At 61.6% G+C, this 20376-nt stretch carries 16 protein-coding genes and 1 tRNA gene; 9 read left to right on the top strand and 8 right to left on the bottom strand.

Annotated elements, in window-relative coordinates; all coding sequences use genetic code 11:
- Positions 1–115 precede the first annotated feature (115 nt).
- Positions 116–829, bottom strand: coding sequence for a fatty acid metabolism transcriptional regulator FadR (fadR, locus tag I6L36_RS01020; RefSeq protein WP_010674906.1), 714 nt, complete (start codon positions 827–829; stop codon positions 116–118).
- Between the two features lie 333 nt (positions 830–1162).
- Between fadR and nhaB the strand changes: the two genes are divergently transcribed.
- Both nhaB and dsbB read left to right on the top strand, forming a co-directional pair.
- Positions 1163–2737: a Na(+)/H(+) antiporter NhaB gene (nhaB, locus tag I6L36_RS01015; RefSeq protein WP_052814370.1), complete on the top strand. Its 1575-nt coding sequence runs from the start codon at positions 1163–1165 to the stop codon at positions 2735–2737.
- A gap of 86 nt (positions 2738–2823) precedes the next feature.
- Positions 2824–3345, top strand: coding sequence for a disulfide bond formation protein DsbB (gene dsbB / locus I6L36_RS01010; RefSeq protein WP_010674908.1), 522 nt, complete (start codon positions 2824–2826; stop codon positions 3343–3345).
- 246 nt (positions 3346–3591) lie between these two features.
- Here the strand turns inward: dsbB and I6L36_RS01005 are convergent, their stop codons facing one another.
- The 3 genes from I6L36_RS01005 to uvrB form a co-directional block, all read right to left on the bottom strand.
- On the bottom strand, positions 3592–4254 hold the full coding sequence (locus I6L36_RS01005) for a DedA family protein (protein ID WP_010674909.1): 663 nt from the start codon (positions 4252–4254) through the stop codon (positions 3592–3594).
- A gap of 147 nt (positions 4255–4401) precedes the next feature.
- On the bottom strand, positions 4402–4659 hold the full coding sequence (locus I6L36_RS01000) for a DUF1232 domain-containing protein (protein ID WP_041215068.1): 258 nt from the start codon (positions 4657–4659) through the stop codon (positions 4402–4404).
- Positions 4656–6668, bottom strand: a complete 2013-nt coding sequence (gene uvrB / locus I6L36_RS00995) for an excinuclease ABC subunit UvrB (protein WP_052814371.1) — start codon at positions 6666–6668, stop codon at positions 4656–4658. Before uvrB ends, I6L36_RS01000 begins: the two co-directional genes overlap by 4 nt.
- Positions 6669–6800: 132 nt before the next feature.
- Between uvrB and I6L36_RS00990 the strand changes: the two genes are divergently transcribed.
- The 6 genes from I6L36_RS00990 to I6L36_RS00965 all read left to right on the top strand — a co-directional run bounded on the left by I6L36_RS00990 (position 6801) and on the right by I6L36_RS00965 (position 14242).
- A tRNA-Asn gene (locus I6L36_RS00990) sits at positions 6801–6876 on the top strand.
- A gap of 772 nt (positions 6877–7648) precedes the next feature.
- On the top strand, positions 7649–9334 hold the full coding sequence (locus I6L36_RS00985) for an aspartate:alanine antiporter (RefSeq protein ID WP_029314601.1): 1686 nt from the start codon (positions 7649–7651) through the stop codon (positions 9332–9334).
- A gap of 177 nt (positions 9335–9511) precedes the next feature.
- Positions 9512–11044 (top strand): lytic transglycosylase F, encoded by a 1533-nt coding sequence (locus tag I6L36_RS00980; RefSeq protein ID WP_109111841.1) that lies wholly within the window; start codon positions 9512–9514, stop codon positions 11042–11044.
- Between the two features lie 174 nt (positions 11045–11218).
- Complete coding sequence (locus tag I6L36_RS00975) at positions 11219–12184, top strand: tripartite tricarboxylate transporter substrate binding protein (RefSeq protein WP_201972406.1); 966 nt, start codon at positions 11219–11221, stop codon at positions 12182–12184.
- Positions 12185–12241: 57 nt separating this feature from the next.
- Positions 12242–12703: a tripartite tricarboxylate transporter TctB family protein gene (locus tag I6L36_RS00970; RefSeq protein WP_005300329.1), complete on the top strand. Its 462-nt coding sequence runs from the start codon at positions 12242–12244 to the stop codon at positions 12701–12703.
- Between the two features lie 9 nt (positions 12704–12712).
- Positions 12713–14242: a tripartite tricarboxylate transporter permease gene (locus I6L36_RS00965; RefSeq protein WP_119197648.1), complete on the top strand. Its 1530-nt coding sequence runs from the start codon at positions 12713–12715 to the stop codon at positions 14240–14242.
- A gap of 137 nt (positions 14243–14379) precedes the next feature.
- Here the strand turns inward: I6L36_RS00965 and I6L36_RS00960 are convergent, their stop codons facing one another.
- The 4 genes from I6L36_RS00960 to I6L36_RS00945 form a co-directional block, all read right to left on the bottom strand.
- The gene (locus I6L36_RS00960; RefSeq protein WP_119197647.1) at positions 14380–15045 is read right to left on the bottom strand and encodes a response regulator; all 666 of its coding nucleotides are present in this window, start codon (positions 15043–15045) and stop codon (positions 14380–14382) included.
- Positions 15046–16629, bottom strand: a complete 1584-nt coding sequence (locus I6L36_RS00955) for a sensor histidine kinase (RefSeq protein WP_052815431.1) — start codon at positions 16627–16629, stop codon at positions 15046–15048.
- Positions 16626–17837 carry an ROK family transcriptional regulator gene (locus tag I6L36_RS00950; RefSeq protein WP_029314606.1) on the bottom strand — a complete coding sequence of 404 codons (1212 nt, stop codon included), beginning with the start codon at positions 17835–17837 and terminating at the stop codon, positions 16626–16628. Before I6L36_RS00950 ends, I6L36_RS00955 begins: the two co-directional genes overlap by 4 nt.
- 104 nt (positions 17838–17941) lie before the next feature.
- Positions 17942–19609, bottom strand: a complete 1668-nt coding sequence (locus tag I6L36_RS00945) for a methyl-accepting chemotaxis protein (RefSeq protein WP_216986942.1) — start codon at positions 19607–19609, stop codon at positions 17942–17944.
- 128 nt (positions 19610–19737) lie between these two features.
- Here I6L36_RS00945 and I6L36_RS00940 point away from each other — a divergent pair, with 128 nt between their 5' ends.
- Positions 19738–20193: a YchJ family protein gene (locus I6L36_RS00940; RefSeq protein WP_109111836.1), complete on the top strand. Its 456-nt coding sequence runs from the start codon at positions 19738–19740 to the stop codon at positions 20191–20193.
- Positions 20194–20376 lie beyond the last annotated feature (183 nt).

Raw genomic sequence — 20376 nt, 5'->3', positions numbered from 1 at the left:
GTTTGGCGACAACCAGTTTACCAGCACCCTGTCTGTCAACTTCCACTTTCCCAGGATCCCGCGAAGAACCATAAAAAAACGCGCCATCAGGCGCGTTTTTCTTGGATCAGGGCAATCAGTTGTCACACAGGTTGCTTGGCATGTCCTGACGCAGACGGGTCCAAAGCTTGCCAGACTCGATGCCGTACTGGCGTACCGTCATGAACACGGCTTCGTGATCCTTGGTTTCGGCCAGCTTGCGCAGCGTCTTGTAGTAGGCATCTGCGGTTTCCCGCGCCTGTTTGTCCGAGAAGTAGTAGCGGCCAACCCGGCTATACAAGCCCTTGAAACCGTTGAGAATCAAGGCATAGATGGGGTTGCCCGAGGCAAATGAAAGCTGGTGATGCAAACGGTAGTCGAAGTCCGCATAGGCCTCGGCCGTGTTCTCCACATCATCGGCACCCCGCAAGATCTCGGCGGCCTGTTCCGGGTTGTTGCGAATGGCGCCACGGATGAAGATGGTGCAGATGTTGGTCCGGGCGGAGAGCAGCTGTGCCACCAGATCCGGCACCTTGTCCTGATCGAGACGTGCCAGTGTCTCCAGAATGTTGAGACCGGAGGTTTCCCAGAAATTGTTGACCTTGGTCGGTTTGCCATGCTGGATGGTGAGCCAGCCATCACGGGCAAGGCGCTGCAACACTTCACGCAAGGTAGTGCGAGTCACGCCGATCAATTCGGACAGCTCGCGCTCCGCCGGCAGAATGGATCCAGGAGGAAAGCGATTGTTCCAGATGGACTCGATGATGTATTCCTCGGCAAACCCGGCAGGGCTTTGCGCTTTAATGACCATGTAATGACTCTGTTGTAGTGCGTAAAAAGGCCCCCGAATAATAGCAAAGCCGGTCATGCTGGCAAGCAGAAGGTCGGTCCTCTGCTCACATTACCCCGATCTTTTTGTTAAAAATATGTATACAGCAACAAGTGGGGAGTCAACCAACACCAAATGATGGGGATATAAGCGTTTGCTCGCTGGGCAAGTTCGGCGAGCTTATTTATAGTTATCGCTCCCTTGATTAAAATCATGTGCAATCAATCTGATACAGGTGAATATCCGGATGTTCGGCTCGGGTCGGGCTCGACTGCATAGACGCAGATATCAACAACAGAACAGAGAACCATCATTATGCCAATCAGCCTAGGGCGCGCGTTTACAAAGAACTTTTTGGGCAATGCTCCGCGATGGTACAAAATTGCCATCGTTCTATTCCTGCTGATCAACCCGGTCATTTTCTACGTTGATCCCTTCCTGGCCGGCTGGCTGCTGGTTGTCGAGTTCATTTTCACCCTGGCCATGGCCCTCAAGTGCTATCCGCTGCAACCGGGCGGACTCCTGGCCATCGAAGCCGTGCTCATCGGCATGACCTCCGCCAACCAGATAAAGCATGAGCTGGTGGCCAATATCGAAGTGCTTCTGCTGCTGGTCTTCATGGTGGCCGGCATCTACTTCATGAAGCAGTTGCTGCTCTACGTCTTTACCAAGATGCTGGTGCGCATCCACTCCAAAACGTTGCTTTCTCTCGCCTTCTGCCTGGTGTCTGCCTTCCTCTCCGCGTTCCTTGATGCCCTGACCGTGATCGCCGTGGTCATCAGCGTCGCCACCGGCTTCTACGCCATCTACCACAAGGTGGCCTCCCGGGATGAGTCCGGCAATCTGCATCATGATGACGAAGAGATTGACGAGCTCTCCCGCCAGCATCTGAACGAGTTTCGTGCTTTCCTGCGCAGCCTGATGATGCACGCCGCCATCGGTACCGCCCTGGGGGGCGTCTGCACCCTGGTCGGCGAACCCCAGAACCTCATCATCGGTGAACAGGCCGGGTGGCACTTCGGTGAATTTGCCATTCGCATGGCACCAGTCACCATTCCGGTCTTCATCTGCGGCCTGCTGACCTGCATCCTGGTCGAAAAATTCCGCTGGTTCGGTTATGGCGCCCGCTTGCCCGAGCCCGTGCGTCACATCATGGAATCCTACGAGCGCGACGAAGACGCACAACGTACCCCGCAGGACAAGGCCAAGCTGATCGTCCAGGCGCTGATTGCCACCTGGCTTATCACGGGTCTTGCCCTCCATCTGGCTGCAGTTGGGCTGATCGGCCTGACGGTCATCGTGCTCGCGACGGCGTTCACCGGCGTGACTGAAGAACACGCGCTTGGCAAGGCATTCCAGGAGGCTTTGCCATTCACCGCCCTGCTCACCGTCTTTTTCAGCGTGGTGGCGGTCATCATCGATCAACAGCTGTTCAAGCCGGTGATCCAGTGGGTACTGGCGGCCAAGCCGGAGGATCAGCTTGCCCTCTTCTACCTAGCAAACGGTCTGCTCTCCATGGTCAGTGACAACGTCTTCGTCGGCACCGTCTACATCAACGAGGTGAAGACCGCCCTGATCAACGGCGCCATCAACCGGGAGCATTTTGATCTGCTGGCCGTGGCCATCAACACGGGCACCAACCTGCCGTCGGTCGCCACCCCCAATGGCCAGGCCGCATTCCTGTTCATGCTCACCTCGGCCCTCGCTCCCCTGCTGCGCCTCTCTTATGGCCGTATGGTCTGGATGGCGCTGCCCTATACCCTGGTGCTGGGGCTTGTCGGCTTTTTCTCCGTGGAACTGCTCCTCGGTCCTGCAACCGAATGGTTCTATCAGGCAGGGTGGTTGCTGGATCATGGGGCACTGCCACTGCCCACCCCGTCCACACACTGATCATGAAAGGGGCTGTTCGGCCCCTTTCTTTTCAGATGGGGCTCTGCTCTAATTCAGCCACTATTTTTCTCTGAGAGATCAATCATATGATCGAGTATCTTCGCCGCATTGCCAGTCATCGTCTGGCCTGGGGATTGCTGGCAGCCTCCGCTTTCGCGCTGGAACTCTGCGCCCTCTTCTTCCAGCACGTGTTGGGTTTGCACCCTTGCGTGATGTGCATTTATGAACGTATCGCCCTCCTCGGCGTACTCACGGCCGGCCTCCTCGGCATGGTCGCGCCAGAGCGCTGGTACCTGCGCTGGAGTGCCATGCTCCTGTGGGGTTACAGCGCCTTCTGGGGCCTGAAACTGGCGCTCAAGCATGTGGATTACCAGATGAACCCCTCCCCCTTCAACGTATGCGAGGGATTTGTTGACTTCCCTGCCTGGGCACCACTGGATAAGTGGGTTCCCTGGATGTTCTACCCGGACGGCGACTGCAGCGAGATCAGCTGGCAGTTCCTCGGTTTCTCCATGCCGCAGTGGCTCGTGGTCATCTTTGCCGCCTATCTGCTGGTGTTCGTCATCGTGGCTGCTGGCAACCTGATAAAAGGGCGCTGCTGCAACTAGTTCGTCACTCGACCCTAAGAAGGGAGCCCATGGCTCCCTTTTTATTTCCTCTTTATCGCCTCACGACCCCATGCCCAGAGGGCCGGATCTCCTTCTCCCTGTTCTGCCAATGAAGTGGCTGCCTGCGGGTGTGCATCATCGTAACAGGCCACAAGCGGGTCAAAGGGCGCAGCAGCGACCTGCCACTCGGCCTACCAACAAGAAGGGAGCCATCGGCTCCCTTCTTTCATGTCGTGCACGGCGATGTCACGCGCCTTCGGAGGTAGCCTTGCTGGCACTTCTCCTGGCCTTCACCATGCCGATCACCATGGGCAACAAGGAGACCGCGATGATGCCGAAGATGAGCAGGGTAAAGTTGTGGCGCACTACCGGCAGATTGCCAAAGAAGTGGCCGGCATAGACGAAGGAGAGCACCCACAAGAGCCCCCCCACCAGGTTGAACGCCAGGAAGCGGGGATAGGTCATGGCCCCCATGCCCGCCACGAAGGGGGCGAAGGTGCGCACTATGGGCAGGAAGCGGGTGATGATGATGGTCTTGCCGCCATGCTTGGCATAGAAGGCATGGGTCTTGACCAGATAGTCCCGGCGAAAGATTTTGGAATCGGGGTTGCGAAACAGCTGCTCACCGAAGAAGTGGCCTATGGTGTAGTTCACCACGTTGCCGAGCACCGCGGCGATGATCAGCACGGCGGCTAGGGTGTGCACGTCCAACACGCTGCCCACGGTGAGGGCACCTGCAGCAAACAACAGGGAGTCCCCCGGCAGGAAGGGAGTCACCACCAGCCCGGTTTCACAGAAGATGATGAGAAACAGGATGGCGTATACCCAGACGCCATAGTTCTCGAACAGCTCTTTCAGATGCACGTCAACGTGCAGAATAAAGTCGATGGCAAAGAGGATCAGATCCATTTTTTGGTACCCATGAAGTGAACGGCGTGGAGTCTACGCCAATGAGACCTGGCTCACAATCTCCCCATGGTCCCCTTTTTCGAATCCCATGAAGGGAGTCATTCAGTCCCCCCTTCTTTTCCCCTCTCCCTGAACGTAGGCTTCTGCTCACTCGGCCTTGTCCAGAGCGGCCAGCACCTCGCCGGGCAAGCATTTCTCCCAGCCCCACAAGAGGAGCAGCAACAAGGTAGCGTCGTCGAGCCAGCCAAGGAGAGGCACCACATCGGGGACAACGTCCACCGGGCTGATGCCATAGAGCAGAATAAGGATCACCAGCCCCTTCGCCCACCAGGGCGTGCCTGGGTGGCGAAAGCCTTGATAGAGGCGGCGCAAACGCCGCCAGATGAGCCAGCGTCTGGTGCTCATGACTCGATCAGCTCGCCGCGCAGCCGCTGGATCTGATCCCGCAGCGCCGCCGCCTGTTCGAACTCCAGATCCCGCGCATGCTGGAACATCTGCTCTTCCATCCGCTTGATCTCCTTGCTGATCTCGCTGGCAGAGCGGGCATGGTACTCCCCTTGCGGTTCGGCAGCCTTGCGACTCCCCTTGCCCGCCTTGCCCGCCGTGCGGCTGCCCCCCATGTCCATCACATCGCCGATGGCCTTGTTGAGCCCCTTCGGCACGATGCCGTGTTCCAGGTTGTGGGCGTGTTGCAGGGCGCGGCGCCGCTCGGTCTCTTCGATCGCAACCTTCATGGAGTTGGTGATGGTATCCCCGTAAAGGATCACCTTGCCGTTGAGGTTGCGCGCTGCCCGGCCGATGGTCTGGATGAGGGAGCGGGTGGAACGCAGGAAGCCCTCTTTATCCGCATCCAGAATGGCCACCAGGGAGACTTCCGGCATGTCGAGTCCTTCGCGCAGCAGGTTGATGCCCACCAAGACGTCGAACTTGCCAAGGCGCAGGTCGCGGATGATTTCCACCCGCTCCACGGTATCAATATCCGAGTGCAGATAGCGCACCCGTACCTCGTGATCCGCCAGGTATTCGGTCAAGTCCTCCGCCATCCGCTTGGTCAGTGTCGTGACCAGCACCCGCTCCTCCACCGCCACCCGCTTGCGGATCTCGGAGAGCAGATCGTCCACCTGGGTGCTGACCGGCCGCACTTCCACCTCAGGATCGAGCAGGCCGGTGGGACGCACCACCTGCTGCACCACGTCACCGCCTGACTTCTCCAGCTCGTAGGGGCCGGGGGTCGCCGAGACGAACACCGTCTGGGGCATCAGCGCCTCGAACTCGTCGAACTTGAGGGGCCGGTTGTCCAGCGCCGAGGGAAGGCGGAAGCCGTACTCCACCAGGGTCTCCTTGCGGGATCTGTCCCCTTTGAACATGGCGCCGATCTGCGGCACCGTGACGTGGGATTCGTCGATGATGAGCAGGCCGTCCCCCGGCAGGTAGTCAAACAGGGTGGGCGGCGGCTCACCCGGTGCGCGGCCGGAGAGGTAGCGGCTGTAGTTCTCTATACCGGAGCAGTAACCCAGCTCCTGCATCATCTCCATGTCGAACTGGGTGCGTTGGCTGATGCGCTGCTCCTCCACCAGCTTGTTGAGGTTCATCAGCTGCTCGCGCCGCCCCTTGAGCTCCTCCTTGATGTGCTCGATGGCACCCAGAATGGTCTCCCGCGGGGTGGCGTAGTGGGTCTTGGGGTAGATGGTGTAACGCACCACCGTCTGCTCGATGGCGCCGGTCAAGGGATCGAACAGGGAGAGGCGTTCTACCTCTTCATCAAACAGCTCCACCCGCAGGGCCAGCTTGTCCGATTCGGCGGGGTAGATGTCGATCACCTCCCCCCGCACCCGGAAGGTGCCGCGCTGGAAGGCCATGTCGTTGCGGGTGTACTGCAGTTCGGCGAGGCGGCGCAGGATATCCCGCTGATTGATCACGTCCCCCACTTTGAGGTGCAGCATCATGCTGAGGTAGGCCTGGGGATCCCCCAGACCATAGATGGCCGATACCGAGGCGACGATCACCACGTCGCGCCGCTCCAGCAGCGCCTTGGTGGCTGACAGCCGCATCTGCTCGATGTGATCGTTGATGGAGGCATCCTTCTCGATGAAGGTGTCCGTGGTCGGCACATAGGCTTCGGGCTGGTAGTAATCGTAATAAGAGACGAAATACTCCACCGCGTTGTCGGGGAAGAACTCCTTCATCTCCCCATAGAGCTGGGCCGCCAGGGTCTTGTTGGGGGCCAGGATCATGGTGGGCCGATTAAGAGTCGCGATGACGTTGGCCATGGTAAAGGTCTTGCCCGAACCGGTCACCCCGAGCAGGGTCTGGTGGGCCAGTCCCGACTCGATGCCATCGAGCAGCTGGGCGATGGCCCTCGGCTGATCCCCGGCGGGTTGAAACTGGCTGGCCAACTGGAATAACTTGCTCATGACGACTCCCGGCAAAAAACGGCAAGGGAGCAGTGTACCCCGAGTTGAAGGAGCTGGGTATCCGCTCACCCTCCCTGATGGCTATTGACCCTGAAATACGACCTCTGTATGATGCACCTCCTTGCCTGATGTTCCCCCGTAGTTCAGTCGGTAGAACGGCGGACTGTTAATCCGTATGTCACTGGTTCAAGTCCAGTCGGGGGAGCCAATTCCTCACCATCTCGGTGCAAGTTATCCACTTTAGTGCTTTCCTCTTCCAATTTTAATGCACAAGCCCTCCCCTGCGGCCTGACTCCCTTTTGATCTCCCGTTACTGACCAGCAGCGTTTTGTTCTGCTGCGTATAACTATTTGATTTTTATAGAAACAATTTATTGCAGGTATTTTTTGAACAGTCCTTGCAGCCCAGTATTGGCGCGGCTTTCAGCCTGATCGCCAAGTTTCATAAACAGGGTTATCCACAGTTTCTGTGGGTAACTTGACCAAAGCCACGGTTCATCTGGGCTGGCAGCCATTGTCCCCGGTTTGCGATGGCTGCCCCCGCTCTTCCCCATTTTCTGCTGTTTTTCCCTTCCCCCCTAAATGGGATGAATCGACTCGCGGTGCTGCCTGTGGGGGATTTTTTTTCGCTATGCCGCGTCCTGCGGGTCAGCCCTCGCCGGATGAGTCATGAGTCTCTTTTGTTACCCTTCAATTTCCTCAGTGGAAAATGCTGAAAAACATGCCCGTTTGCTCCCCATGCAGCAGGTAATAAATTGTCCACAGGAGCGTCATCCCCTCTCTGCTCGACAGCATATTTCACTCATTGACAGCGGGCCTTGCAGCGTAAAATAGAGGTGTTTTCCCCAGCCCCCCCCTCGCATCCCTATCTTCATCGAAGAGACCAGCACTTAACTGGCTGTTAATCCGCTTTGGCGCTTCTTTCTTGATACAGGATCCGGCACAATATCGGCCTCACTTTTATCCTCGGTTTTTCCGGGCATGACCATAGATTTCGTGACACTGCTACATCAAAGCGACTCCCTGCTGCTGTTCGTGGTACTAGCCTTCGGGCTGCTGCTGGGCAAGGTACGCATCGGCAACTTCCAGATAGGCAACACCATAGGCGTGCTCTTCACCGCCCTGCTGTTTGGCCAGATGGGATTCCAGTTTTCCACCTCCACTGAAAACGTCGGCTTCATGCTGTTCATCTTCTGTGTGGGAATTGAAGCGGGGCCGCACTTTTTCAGCGTCTTCCTTCGCGACGGCATCCACTACATCACCCTGACCCTGGTGATCCTGCTGTCGGCCCTGCTGCTGACCGTGGGGCTCGCCAAGTTCTTTAATCTGGGGCCCGGCATGGCCGCCGGCATTCTGGCAGGTTCCCTCACCTCCACGCCGGCCCTGGTGGGGGCGCAGGACGCCCTGCGAAGCGGATTGCTCAACCTGCCCCACCAGACCGACATGCAGTCGGTGCTGGACAACATGGGCATCGGCTACGCCCTGACCTACCTGGTGGGGCTGGTGGGGCTGATGCTGGTGGTGCGCTACCTCCCCTCCCTGGCCAGGCTGGATCTCAATACCGAAGCGCAGAAGATTGCGCGCGAGCGGGGGCTGTCCGACAGCGAGAGCCGCAAGACCTATCTGCCCATCATCCGCGCCTATCGGGTCGGCCCAGAGCTCGCCGCCTGGATCGGGGGGCGTACCCTGCGGGAGACCGGCATCTATCCCCACACCGGCTGCTATGTGGAGCGCATTCGCCGCAACGGCATCCTGGCGAGCCCCGACGGTGATGCCGTCATTCAGGAAGGGGACGAGATAGCTCTGGTGGGCTACCCCGAGAGCCACGAGAAGCTCGACGTCAACTACCGCAACGGCAAAGAGGTGTTCGATCGCAACCTGCTTGACCTCCAGATCGTCACCGAAGAGATCGTGGTGAAGAACGATGCCGTGGTGGGTCGCCACCTGGTGGAGCTCAACCTCACCGAGAAGGGGTGCTTCCTGAACCGGGTGGTGCGCTCCCAGATCGAGATGCCGTTCGATCGCAATATCATGCTGCAAAAGGGTGACGTGCTGCAGATCAGCGGCGAGAAGCAGCGGGTCAAGCTGCTGGCCAACAAGATCGGCTTCATCAGCATCCACAGCCAGACCACGGATCTGGTGGCCTTTGCCACCTTCTTCGTGCTGGGGCTGCTCATCGGCTCCGTCTCCCTGGTGTTCGGCCAGATAGAGTTCGGCCTCGGCAATGCCGTCGGCCTGCTGCTGGCGGGGATCCTGATGGGCTACCTGCGGGCCAACCACCCCACGGTGGGCTATGTGCCGCCGGGGGCCCTGCGCCTTGCCAAGGATCTCGGGCTCGCTGTCTTCATGGTGAGTACCGGCCTCAAGGCGGGGGGCGGCATCCTTGATCACCTGAGCGAAGTGGGGATGGTGGTGCTCTTCTCCGGCATGCTGGTGACCACCTTGCCGGTGCTGGTAGGCTACCTGTTCGGTGTCTGGGTGCTCAAAATGAACCCAGCCCTGCTGCTCGGCGCCATCACGGGCGCACGTACCTGCGCCCCGGCCATGGACGTGGTGAACGAAGCGGCCAACAGCTCCATCCCGGCGCTCGGCTATGCCGGCACCTATGCGGTGGCCAACGTCATGCTGACCCTGGCGGGCTCCTTCATCATCGGCTTCTGGTTCTAGCCAAACGGGCCCGCAACACGCAGAAAAAGAGGAGCCTCGGGGCTCCTTTTTTCATGGGCGGGCACTCCTGGATGGAATAGTGGAAATCGTGCTATGGGGCCATCTCTATCAAACCCAATAAGCTAAATCACCCACAAGGCGCCACTTACACTCAATAAAACGAGCGAGGTGTAAGTGATGAAACGCGCATGGATGGTCGTGATCTGGTGGTTCTGCTCCCTGACGCCAGCCTGGGGGGCCGAATCCGGCAAGCAGGTGGCCCCCGAGGCAGAGACGGAGAAAAGCGCCCTGAGCTTTGAGGGGGACGAGCTTGCCAGACCCAGGCTGGGAGATCTCGACGTCATGCTGGAGCAGCGCACCATCCGAGTGCTCACCACCTACAACAAGACGGGGTTCTTCATCACCAAGGGCGTGCAGCGGGGCGTCACCTACGATGCCTTCATGCAGGTGGAAAAGCGTCTCAACGAACAGTTGCGCAAGCAAAAGGCGATCAAGCGCCACCTCAAGGTGCACTTCGTCTTCATTCCCGTGGCCCGGGAAGCGCTGCTGAGCTCCCTCATCGAGGGCAAAGGCGACATCGCCGCCGCCAATCTCACCATCACGGACAAGCGCAAGAAGCAGGGTATCGCCTTCACCGATCCCCTGCTTGAAAACGTGCGGGAGCTGCTCGTCTCCGGCCCCCTCTCCCCCAAGGTGGAAAGCGCCGCCGATCTCGGGGGCCAGCGCGTCTTCGTGCGCCCCTCCTCCAGCTACTACGAGAGCCTCATGGCCTACAACCAGGCCCGCAAGTCGGCGGGAGAGCCCCTCATCGACCTCCAACCCGCCTCGGAGGTACTCGAAGATGAAGATCTGGTGGAGATGGTGAACGCAGGCCTGCTCCCCTTCATCGTCATGGACGAGCACAAGGCCCGCTTCTGGCAAAAGATTTTCCCCGGGATCACCATTCACGACGCCCCCGTGTTCCGGGAAGGGGGCGTCATCGCCTGGGCGGTGCGCAAGGAGAGCCCCCAGTTGCTCGCCATGCTCAACGAGCAGATCAAGGCGCTGCGCGGCAAGGCGACGGGGGATGAGATCCTGGCCCGTTATCTCAAGCAGAACAAGTTCGTCAAAAGCGCCGCCGCCGAGGCGGAGCGCAAGAAATTCCTGCAGGTGGTCGAGCTGTTCCGTGAATATGGCGAACGCTATGACATGGACTGGCTGCTGATGGCGGCCCAGGGCTACCAGGAGTCCGCCCTCAACCATCATGCCCGTAGCCATGTGGGCGCCATCGGCATCATGCAGATCATGCCCGCCACCGGCAAGGGGCTGAAGGTCGGCGACATCCGCCAGCTCGAGCCCAATATTCACGGGGGCGTCAAATACATGCGCTGGATGATCGATCACTACTATGCGGACGAGCCCATGACCGCCCTCGACAAGGCCCTCTTCTCGTTCGCCTCCTACAATGCCGGCCCCGCCCGGGTAGCCAGGCTCCGTGCCGAGGCCAGGAAACGGGGGCTGGATCCCAACGTCTGGTTCCACAATGTCGAGTACGTGGCGGCAGAGAAAATCGGCCCCGAGACGGTCACCTATGTGGGCAACATCTACAAGTACTACATCGCCTACAAGCTGGTGATGGAGCAGGTGGCTCTGCGCCAGCAGGCGAGCGATGCCCTGAAACAGGAGGCGAAGGAGAACATCAGCACATCGGCGGCGAAACCGACCCAGTGATCCTTGCCGGACGAGGCGCTCACGGGCGCCTCGTTTCTATACGCGCCCCCCTCTTCGGCCCATGACCAGAATGAACACAATGGCCACAACAGCCTTAATAGCCATTACGGTCAGATTGTTTTCCAGTCAGACATGATTAATTAACCTTCTTGCAACAATCACAAGGAGAGCACCATGTTGCAAGGAACCTTCAAGCGTACCCTGATCGGTAGTCTGCTCGCACTGAGCGTCGGCGCCCACGCCCAGATCAACGAAGTCCACTTCCTGATCCCGGGCGGCGCTGGCGGCGGCTGGGATACCACGGCCCGCGGCACCGGTGAAGTGCTGGCCAAGTCCGGTCTGGTCAAGACCGTCTCCTACCAGAACATGTCCGCCGGTGGCGGCGCCAAGGCCATCGCCCACCTCATCGAGACCTCGGCCCAGTCCGACAAGACTCTGATGGTCAACTCCACCCCCATCATCGTCAAATCCCTCTCCAAGGAGCTGCCCCAGTCCTTCCGTGATCTGACGCCGGTGGCCGCCATCATCGCCGACTACCAGGCGCTGGCGGTGAAGGCTGACTCCCCCTATCAGAACTGGGCCCAGCTGCTGGCCGCCTACGAGGAGAACCCGGCCAAGGTGAAGATTGCCGGGGGTTCCGCCCGTGGCAGCCTGGATCACCTGGTCGCCGCCCTGACCTTCAAGAACGCCGGGGCCGACGCCAGCAAGCTGCGCTACGTCGCCTACGATGCCGGTGGCAGCGCCATGGCCGCCGTGCTGGCCGGAGAGACCCAGGCCATCTCCACCGGCTTTGGCGAGGCAATGGAAGCGGTCAAGTCGGGCCAGATGCGGATCCTCGGGGTCACTTCCGACAAACGCCTGCCGGGGGCGGAGCAGATCCCCACCTTCAGCGAGCAGAACAACCCCACCATCTTCGCCAACTGGCGCGGTTACTTCGCCTCGCCCACCATCAGCCCGAAGAAATCCGCCGAGTTTGCCGCCCTGCTCAAGCAGATGTACGACAAGCCGGAATGGGAAGTGGTCCGCAGCCGCAATAGCTGGACCAACCTCTACCAGTCAGGTCCCGAGTTCACCGCCTTCCTTGACGGCCAGGAGCAGCAGATCGGCGGCCTGATGCGCGAGCTCGGCTTCATCAAATAACCCTCGCTGTCCCATCGCAGGCGGGCGCAGGCCCGCCGCTCATGTTGGAGTCAAAAGATGAACATTACCAAGGAGCGACTGGGGGGCCTGCTGTTTCTGCTGCTCTCCCTCGCCTATGGCTACTACGCCACCGAGATACCGGGCTACCCCGGCGACGAATACGAACCCTTCACCGCCAGCACCCTGCCCTATGCCCTGGCCGGGATCGGGGCGCTGCTCTCCCTGCTGCTGGTGCTCTTCCCCGGGGGCGAGCCCCTGCGCCGGGAAGAGGGGGACTGGCGCCGGGTCTTCATCCTGCTCGGGCTCATGGTCATCTACGGACTGGGGCTCACCTGGTTTGGCTTCGTGCTCTCGACCATCGCCTTCCTGAGCGTGGGCATCCGGGTGCTCGGTGAACCCAGCCTGCGCTACGGCCTGATGATCAGCGTCCCCTTCTCCATCGGCTTCTGGGCCCTGCTCACCAAGGGGCTCAACGTCTATCTGGAGCCGGGTCGCCTGTTCACCCTGCTCGGTTTCTAAGGAGTCACCATGTTAGACGGAATCTTGCAAGGACTCGGCACCGCACTGCTGCCGGTCAACCTGATGATGGTGGTGCTTGGCTGCTTCATCGGCACCTTTATCGGCATGTTGCCGGGCCTTGGCCCGGTCACCGCCATCGCCCTGATGATCCCCATCACCTATGGCCTGGATCCGGCCTCCGGCATCATCTTGATGGCGGGGGTCTATTACGGCGCCATCTTCGGGGGCTCCACCTCCTCCATCCTGATCAACGCCCCCGGCTGCTCCGCCACCGTGGTCACCGCCTTCGACGGCTATCCCCTGGCCTGCAAGGGACAGGCGGGCAAGGCGCTGGCCATCGCCGCCTACGCCTCCTTCACCGGCGGCACCCTCTCCGCCATCATGCTGATGGTGGCGGCGCCCCTGCTCGCCAAGGTCTCCCTCTCCTTCCAGTCGGCGGACTACTTCGCCCTCATGGTGCTGGGCCTCTCCGCCGTGGCAGCCTTTGCCGGCAAGGGGCAGGTGCTCAAGGCGCTGATCATGGCGCTGTTCGGCATCATGATCTCCACCATCGGCATCGACCGCAGCGTCGGGGTGGACAGGTTCACCTTCGGGCTGCCGGATCTGCGTGACGGCTTCTCCTTCCTGCTGCTGGCCATGGCCACCTTTGCCCTCGCGGAGATCCTGATGGCGGTGCTGCGCCCCGGCAAGGACAACAGCGAGGAAGAGGCAAGGCAGATGCAGCAGCTCGGCAGCCTCAAGCTGAGCAAGGAAGAGGTCAGGGAAATCGCGCCTCCCATCGCCCGCTCCTCGGTGCTGGGCTTTCTCATCGGCGTGCTGCCGGGAGCCGGCGCCACCATCGCCGCCTTCATGGCCTATGGGGCCGAGCGCAACATCGCCGGCAAACAGCGCCAGGAGCAGTTCGGCAAGGGCAGCCTGCGCGGTCTGGCCGCCCCGGAAGCGGCCAACAACGCCGCCTCCACCGGCTCCTTCGTGCCCCTGCTGACCCTGGGGATCCCGGGCTCCGGCACCACGGCCCTCATCCTGGGCGCCCTGGTGGCCTACGGCATCCAGCCGGGCCCACGTCTGTTCATGGAGCATCCGGACGTCTTCTGGTCGGTGATCATCTCCATGTATCTGGGCAACGTGGTGCTGTTGATCCTGAACCTCCCCCTCATCCCCTACCTGGCCCGGGTACTGGCGGTGCCGCGCCCCGTGCTCATCCCCATGGTGCTGCTGTTCTCCCTGACCGGGGTCTATCTGGTCTCCTTCAACACCATGGACATCCATGTGATGGCCATCGTTGCACTGATCGCCATCGGCCTGCGCCTGCTCACCTTCCCCATGGCCCCCATGCTGCTCGGTTTCATCCTGGGGGGCATGCTGGAGGACAACCTGCGCCGGGCCCTGGTGATCAACGACGGCAGCCTGAGCTTCCTGTGGGAGCGCCCCATCACCCTCGCCTTCACGGTGATCACCCTGACCATGTTGCTGCTGCCCGTCTGGCAGTGGTGGCAGGCTCGCCGGGCCCCCAAGGGGGAGCCTGCCACCAACCACTGAATCGATGAGCCTCTGCCACCTCTGAACCCTGCCCATAACGCGCAGAGACCTTGATGCCCATGGGAAGCAAACCCTGACAAAAAGAGCGCCGAAAGGCGCTCTTTTCTTGTCTGGACGACAGGTTCCGGGCGACCGGATCACGGCTTGCGGTAACGCCGCTCCGGCCGCCCGACGGTGCCATATTCGAGCTCTGGGCTCGCCAGTTGCTGCCCCACCAGAAATTCCAGATAGCGGCGCGCCGTGGTCCGGCTCACCCCTATCCGGCAGCCTATCTCCTCGGCACTGGCGGCCACCGGAGTCAGGGCCGCCAGCACCCGCTGCAGGGTGAGAGCATCGATGCCCTTGGGCAGTCCTTCTGCCGCCACCTGCTGCAACGGCGTACCGAACAGGGTATCCACCGCCTGCTGGTCGATGTCGGCCAACGCCGCCAGGGCGGCGATGCTCTGACGGTACTTCTCCAGGGTGTCGCGCAGCCGCTCGAACACCACGGGCTTCAAGATGAAATCCACCACCCCGAGGCGCATCGCCTCCTGCAGGGCTGCAGCTTCCCGCGCCGCGGTGAGCAGGATCACATCCAGACTCGCCCCCGACTGGCGCAGCTCTCTCAATAGCGAGAACCCCTCTCCATCGGGCAACCAGACATCCAGCAGCACCAGATCGGGCCGGAGGATCCCTATCTGCTCCCTGGCATCGAACAGGGTCAACGCCACCCCCAGCACCTCGAAACCGGCGAGGCGCTGCACGAAGCGGCGGTGGATCTCGGCAATGGCGGGATCATCCTCGACGATCAGGATCTTGATCACTCACACCTCCTTGGGAATGTAACAGACGACGCAACTTCCCTGCGTCGTGGCTTCGATGGTGATCTCCCCCTGCAGGGCATCCAGGGTCTTGCGCACCAGGGAGAGCCCGATACCGTGTCCTGGCTCGGGCTTGCTACTGACCCCCTGTTCGAACAACCTGTCCGCCAACTGCGGGTCGATGCCGCCAGCCCCGTCTTCCACCTCCAGCACCAGATCCTGCCCCAGATCGCTCAGGGAAACCCGGATGGGCTGATAGGGCGCACCGTGGCGGCGGGTCGCCTCGAAGGCGTTGTCGATGAGGTTGCCCAGCACCGTTACCAGCTGGGAACCGCTGACACGGGCAGGAATGTCGTGCAGACGGGCATCGGGATCGATCACGAGCTCAAGACCGAGCTCGTGTGCCCTGTGGTATTTGCCGAGCAGCAACCCCGCCACCTTGGGTTTGGCGATGGCCCCCATCAGGAAGCCGAGCAGGGTCTGCTCGGTGGCCGCCTCCCGCCCGATGAAGGCGAGCGCCTCCCGGGTGGCACCGAGCTCAATGAGGCCGGCGATGGTCCCGAGCTGGTTGTTGTGCTCGTGGGTCTGCACCCGCAGCAGATCGCTGTAGGCCTGCACCTGGGAGAGCTGGGCACTGAGTTCCGCCAGCTCGTCCTTGCGCCGAAAACTCGACACGGCGCCGATCAGCTTGCCCTCGCGCACCAGCGGCAACCGGTTGACGATGAGGGACTGGCCGTTGAGCACGATCTCCTCGTCAAACTGGGGGGTCTGCTCTTGCAGGATGGAGAGCATGCGACTGCCCGGCAGCAGGTGACCGATGGGCTGTCCAATGGCGGCCCGGGCAGTGGTGTCGTCCAGGCGCAGCAGCTTGATGCCGTTGGGGTTCAGAGAGGTGAGGCGCCCTTGCTCGTCGATGGTGAGGATCCCCTCGCGCACCGTGCGCAGGGTACAGTCTAGCTCCGCATAGAGACGCCCCATCTGCTCGGGTTCAAAGCCGAAAATCGCCTTCTTGTAGCGCCGGGCCAGCCAGGCGGCGGCGACACTGTTGAGCAGCACGATGAGCAAGGTCATGGCCAGGCCGAAGCGCAAATAGTCCTGCAGATCCGCATCGATGTCCCGCACCAGATAGCCGACCGACACCACCCCGATGATCTTGCCCATCTCGTCACGGATGGGCCCCTTGCCGCGCACCGAGACCCCGAGGGACCCCTGGGCCCTGGAGATATAGGCCTCCCCCTGCAGGGCACGCTCGGGATCATCACCCACCATGGGTTTGCCAATCCGGTCCGCATTGGGGTGCGCCAGGCGGCGTGCCTGCCTGTCCCCGATGACGATGTAGCTGGCCCCGACCTCGGCGCGGATCCGCTCCACCAGGGCATTGAGGCGGACCGTATCCGCCCGCTTCACCCCGGCGATGACGCCGGACTCCCGCGCCACCAGCCGTGCCACATCCAGGGCCTGATCCCCCACCTCACGGTAGCGCTGCTCGGCGACATAGTAGTAGCTGGCCCCGCTCAGCAACACCAGTTGCAGCAGACTGACCAGACAGAGAATGAGCAGGAAGCGTCCTTGCAACCCGAGCCTCATGCCTCCTTGTCGCCTCGCAACAAGTCGAGCAGCAGACTGCCATCGCGCAGGGCCTTGTGCACCTGCACCGAGGTGGGTTTGGTGGGATCTTCGTAGAAGTGGGTGGATTCAATCTGCAGGCGCACCAGGTACTCGGCGGGCAACTGGCTTGCCAGGGACTGGTGCAACATGGGGAAGAGCAGTCGATCGGCCCGGGTGATCTCCCCCCCGAGCAGCAGCTTGCCCGGATTGAGCAGGCAGATGAGGTTCGCCAGGACCCGGGAGAGGCGGCCTGCTGCCTGGTGCAGGATGTCCTGACACAGGCTGTTGCCGGCCAGCGCCAGCTCGCACAGCTCGCGTATGGTGACGCTTTCGGGCAGATCGAACTCCTGCATCCGTTCGCGCAGCTCCCGATATTGCGCCTCCAGCGCCTGATTGGTCACGAGGGTGCAGGCGCAGCCGAAGCCACCGCAGTAGCAGCGCTGGCCATAGGGTTCGAGCTGCAGGTGGCTGAGATCCCCGAGCAGAGCCGACTCGCTCTCGATGAGCTGGCCATTGACCACCATGCCGACCCCGATGTCGTTGTGCACGAACACCAGCACCGCATCCGAGCAGTTCCTGGCGGCGCCCCACTCCCGCTCGGCCTGGATCCAGGTGCGCACGTCGCCGCTCACCAGCACGGGTACCGAGAAGGCTTCCTGCAGGGTGGGACCGAGGGGCCAGTTGCGCAGATCGTAATAGGGAAAATGCTTGACCATGCCGGAGTGGCGCTCCACCTGGCCGGGCAGGCAGAGGGCGATGCAGGCCAGACGCAGCGCCTTCTTGGGCAAAAAGCCCTCGATGGCCCGCACCAGGCTGGCCAGCAGCTCGGCACGCTCCGCCTCGTTGAAAACATGGCGATGGCGTGCCAGGGAGTGACCCGCGAGATCGAACAGGGCCATGTCCACATAGCCGCGCCCCAGGCGCATGGAGAGAAACTGGAAGCGGCGCTCGTTGATGCGCAGCAGGGTCTGGCGACGACCACGCCCCACCGAGCTCTCGCCGCAGGTGACCACCAGGCCGCCGTCCAGCAGCTCGCGGGTGATCTTGGTGATGCTGGCCGGCGACAGGCCGGTCAGACGGGACAGATCGGTACGGGACAGCTCCTTGTGCTCCTCCAGGCTGGCATAGACCAGGCCGTAGTTGAGCTGACGGATCAAATCGATACTGCCTTTCACGATCTCATTCATAGGGTTGGGGCTAACGAAAGGAACGAATGGCGCGATTTTCACACATTCTGCGCCGATCCCCAAATTTGCCGTCTGGAAATCCTGTCCAGACGGCAAAAATGTGATTAGTAACGGAAGCGGGAGACGAGTTGGCGCAATTTGTCACCCGTGCCTGCCAGGGCGCGGGTGGTGGTGCTGGACTCCCCGGACGCCTCGGTCAGCTCGCTGACGATCTGCTGGATGGCCACCAGGTTCTTGTTGATCTCCTCGGAGACCGCGTGCTGCTCCTCGGCGGCCGTGGCGATCTGGATGTTCATGTCGTTGATGGTGCCGACCGCCGCCAACATGCTGTCCAGGGAGCTGGCGATGTGGCTCGCCTCCTGCACCGTCTCCTGGCTGCGTGCCTCGCTGGCCTGCATCACCTCCACCGCCTGTTTCACTCCGCCCTGCAGGCGCTGGAGCATCTCGTTGATCTCCTTGGTGCTCTGCTGGGTACGGCCCGCGAGGGATCGCACCTCGTCCGCCACCACCGCAAAGCCGCGCCCCTGCTCGCCCGCCCGGGCCGCCTCGATGGCGGCGTTGAGGGCCAGCAGGTTGGTCTGATCGGCGATGCCGCGAATGACCTCCACCACGGAGCCTATCTTGCCGGTCTCGTGGGCGAGCTGCTCGATGACCCCGGCCGCCACATGCACTTCGCCCACCAGCCGGTTGATGCTGCCGATGGCGCTGTTCACCACGCCGCGGGCCGCATCGGACTCGCGGGCCGCATCGCTGGTGGCGCTGGCGGCGTTGGAAGCGCTCGCCGCCACCTCCTGGGCGGTGGAGCTCATCTCGGTCACCGCTGTCACCACCTGATCCGTCTCCTTGCCGTGGCCCTGCATCTGTCTGTCCGCATGTTCGCTCAGGCTATGCAGCCGATCCACGGCCCCCAGCAACTGGTGACTGGTCTCCCCCACCTGGCTCACCACCGACTGGATCCGCTCGACGAAGCGGTTGAAGGCGGCGGCCAGCTGCCCCACCTCGTCCTTGCTCTGCACCTTGAGGCGCTGGGTCAGATCCCCGTCCCCGTCGGCGATGTCGTTGAGTGCGGCGACCGCATCCGCCAGCGGGCGGGTGACCCGGTTGCCGATCACCACCGTGGCCGCCAGGGTCACCCCCAAGATCACCAGGATGAACAGCACCCCGGTTTTCAGGGAGCCATACATGGTCTCCTCCCGCTCGCTGCGCAGGGTGGCCAGCTCATTGTCGATGTCGTCGATGTAGAAGCCCGTGCCCACGACCCACTGATATTTGTCGAGCACCAGGTTGAAGGAGAGCTTGGGGGCATCCCGCCCGACAGAGGGCTTGTTGGTCCAGTACTCCGAGAAACCATCTCCTTCCCGCGCCGACTTGATGATCCCCTGAATGAGGAAGGCACCCTTGGTATCCTTGTCCTGCCAGCGGTTCTTCCCCTCCATCTCGGGCCGGGTCGGCAGCAGCACGGTATTGCCCTGATAGTCATAGACGAAGAAGTAGCCGTCGCTGCCATAGCGCAGCGGCCGCAATATCTCCTTCACCTGCTGGCGCACTTCGGGACTGTCAGGCTTGCCGTAGCTGCCCTCGATGGCCGTCTTGGCCAGCATCAGATAACTGCTGAGCAGCGCCTTGCGCTCCTTGATTGCCCTCTCCCGCGTCACCACCAGATCCGACTCCAGATCGCTCCTGGCCACCAGATAGTTGCTGAGATTGACCACCAGGGCCATCAGCAGCACGGGGATGGCCCCCAGTAACAGGATCTTCTGCTTAAGTGTCATGGTGTCACCCTTTGTGCTGTGTTCATTGCTGCATGATGTCTGCCTAAACGGCATGGGAAGCTGGCCGAAAGGGAAGTGCGTTCGCTACAATCCCGCCACCTTTAATTATCGACCAGATGAGCTGACTCATGAACCTATGTCCTTGCGGTTCCTCTCTTTTTCTTGCCAAGTGCTGCGGTGTACTCCACGCAGGTCAGCCCGCCGCCACCCCGGAGCAGCTGATGCGATCCCGCTACAGCGCCTTCGTGCTGGGATTGGGAGAATATCTGGTACACAGCTGGCACCCGGACTATCTGAACGGGCTGACCGCGGCCGACCTCTCATCGACCGACACCCGCTGGGATGGCCTCGAGATCCTCGCCAGCCAGGGCGGCCCCGATGACATCCTCGGCATGGTGGAATTCAAGGCCTGGTTCCTGGAGGGGGACGAACGTCACTGCCTTCATGAGCGCTCCCGCTTCGTGCGCCATCAGGGGCGCTGGGTCTACACCGACGGCGAGCAGGATCCGGCGCCGCTGCGGGTCGGGCGAAACGACCCCTGCCCCTGTGGCAGCGGCAAGAAGTTCAAGAAGTGCTGCGGCTGAGGTTTCCCCCACGCCGCCCTCTGGCCAGCCCCCGGGCTGGCCTTCTCCCCTCCCGTCATGCTTTCCCCTGCCTGCCTCGACGGTGACGTGAGGTTCATCACATTTCGCTCATCACCTCACACTTAATGAGCGTTTACGAACATTAATTTGGCCCATATCAAACATTTTACGTCGTGGAGGCGC

The organism is Aeromonas sp. FDAARGOS 1406, from assembly GCF_019048565.1.
Taxonomy (GTDB): Bacteria; Pseudomonadota; Gammaproteobacteria; order Enterobacterales; family Aeromonadaceae; genus Aeromonas; species Aeromonas caviae.
Note: the sequence above shows the minus strand (reverse complement) of the source record. Positions and strands in the feature narration are given on the sequence as shown.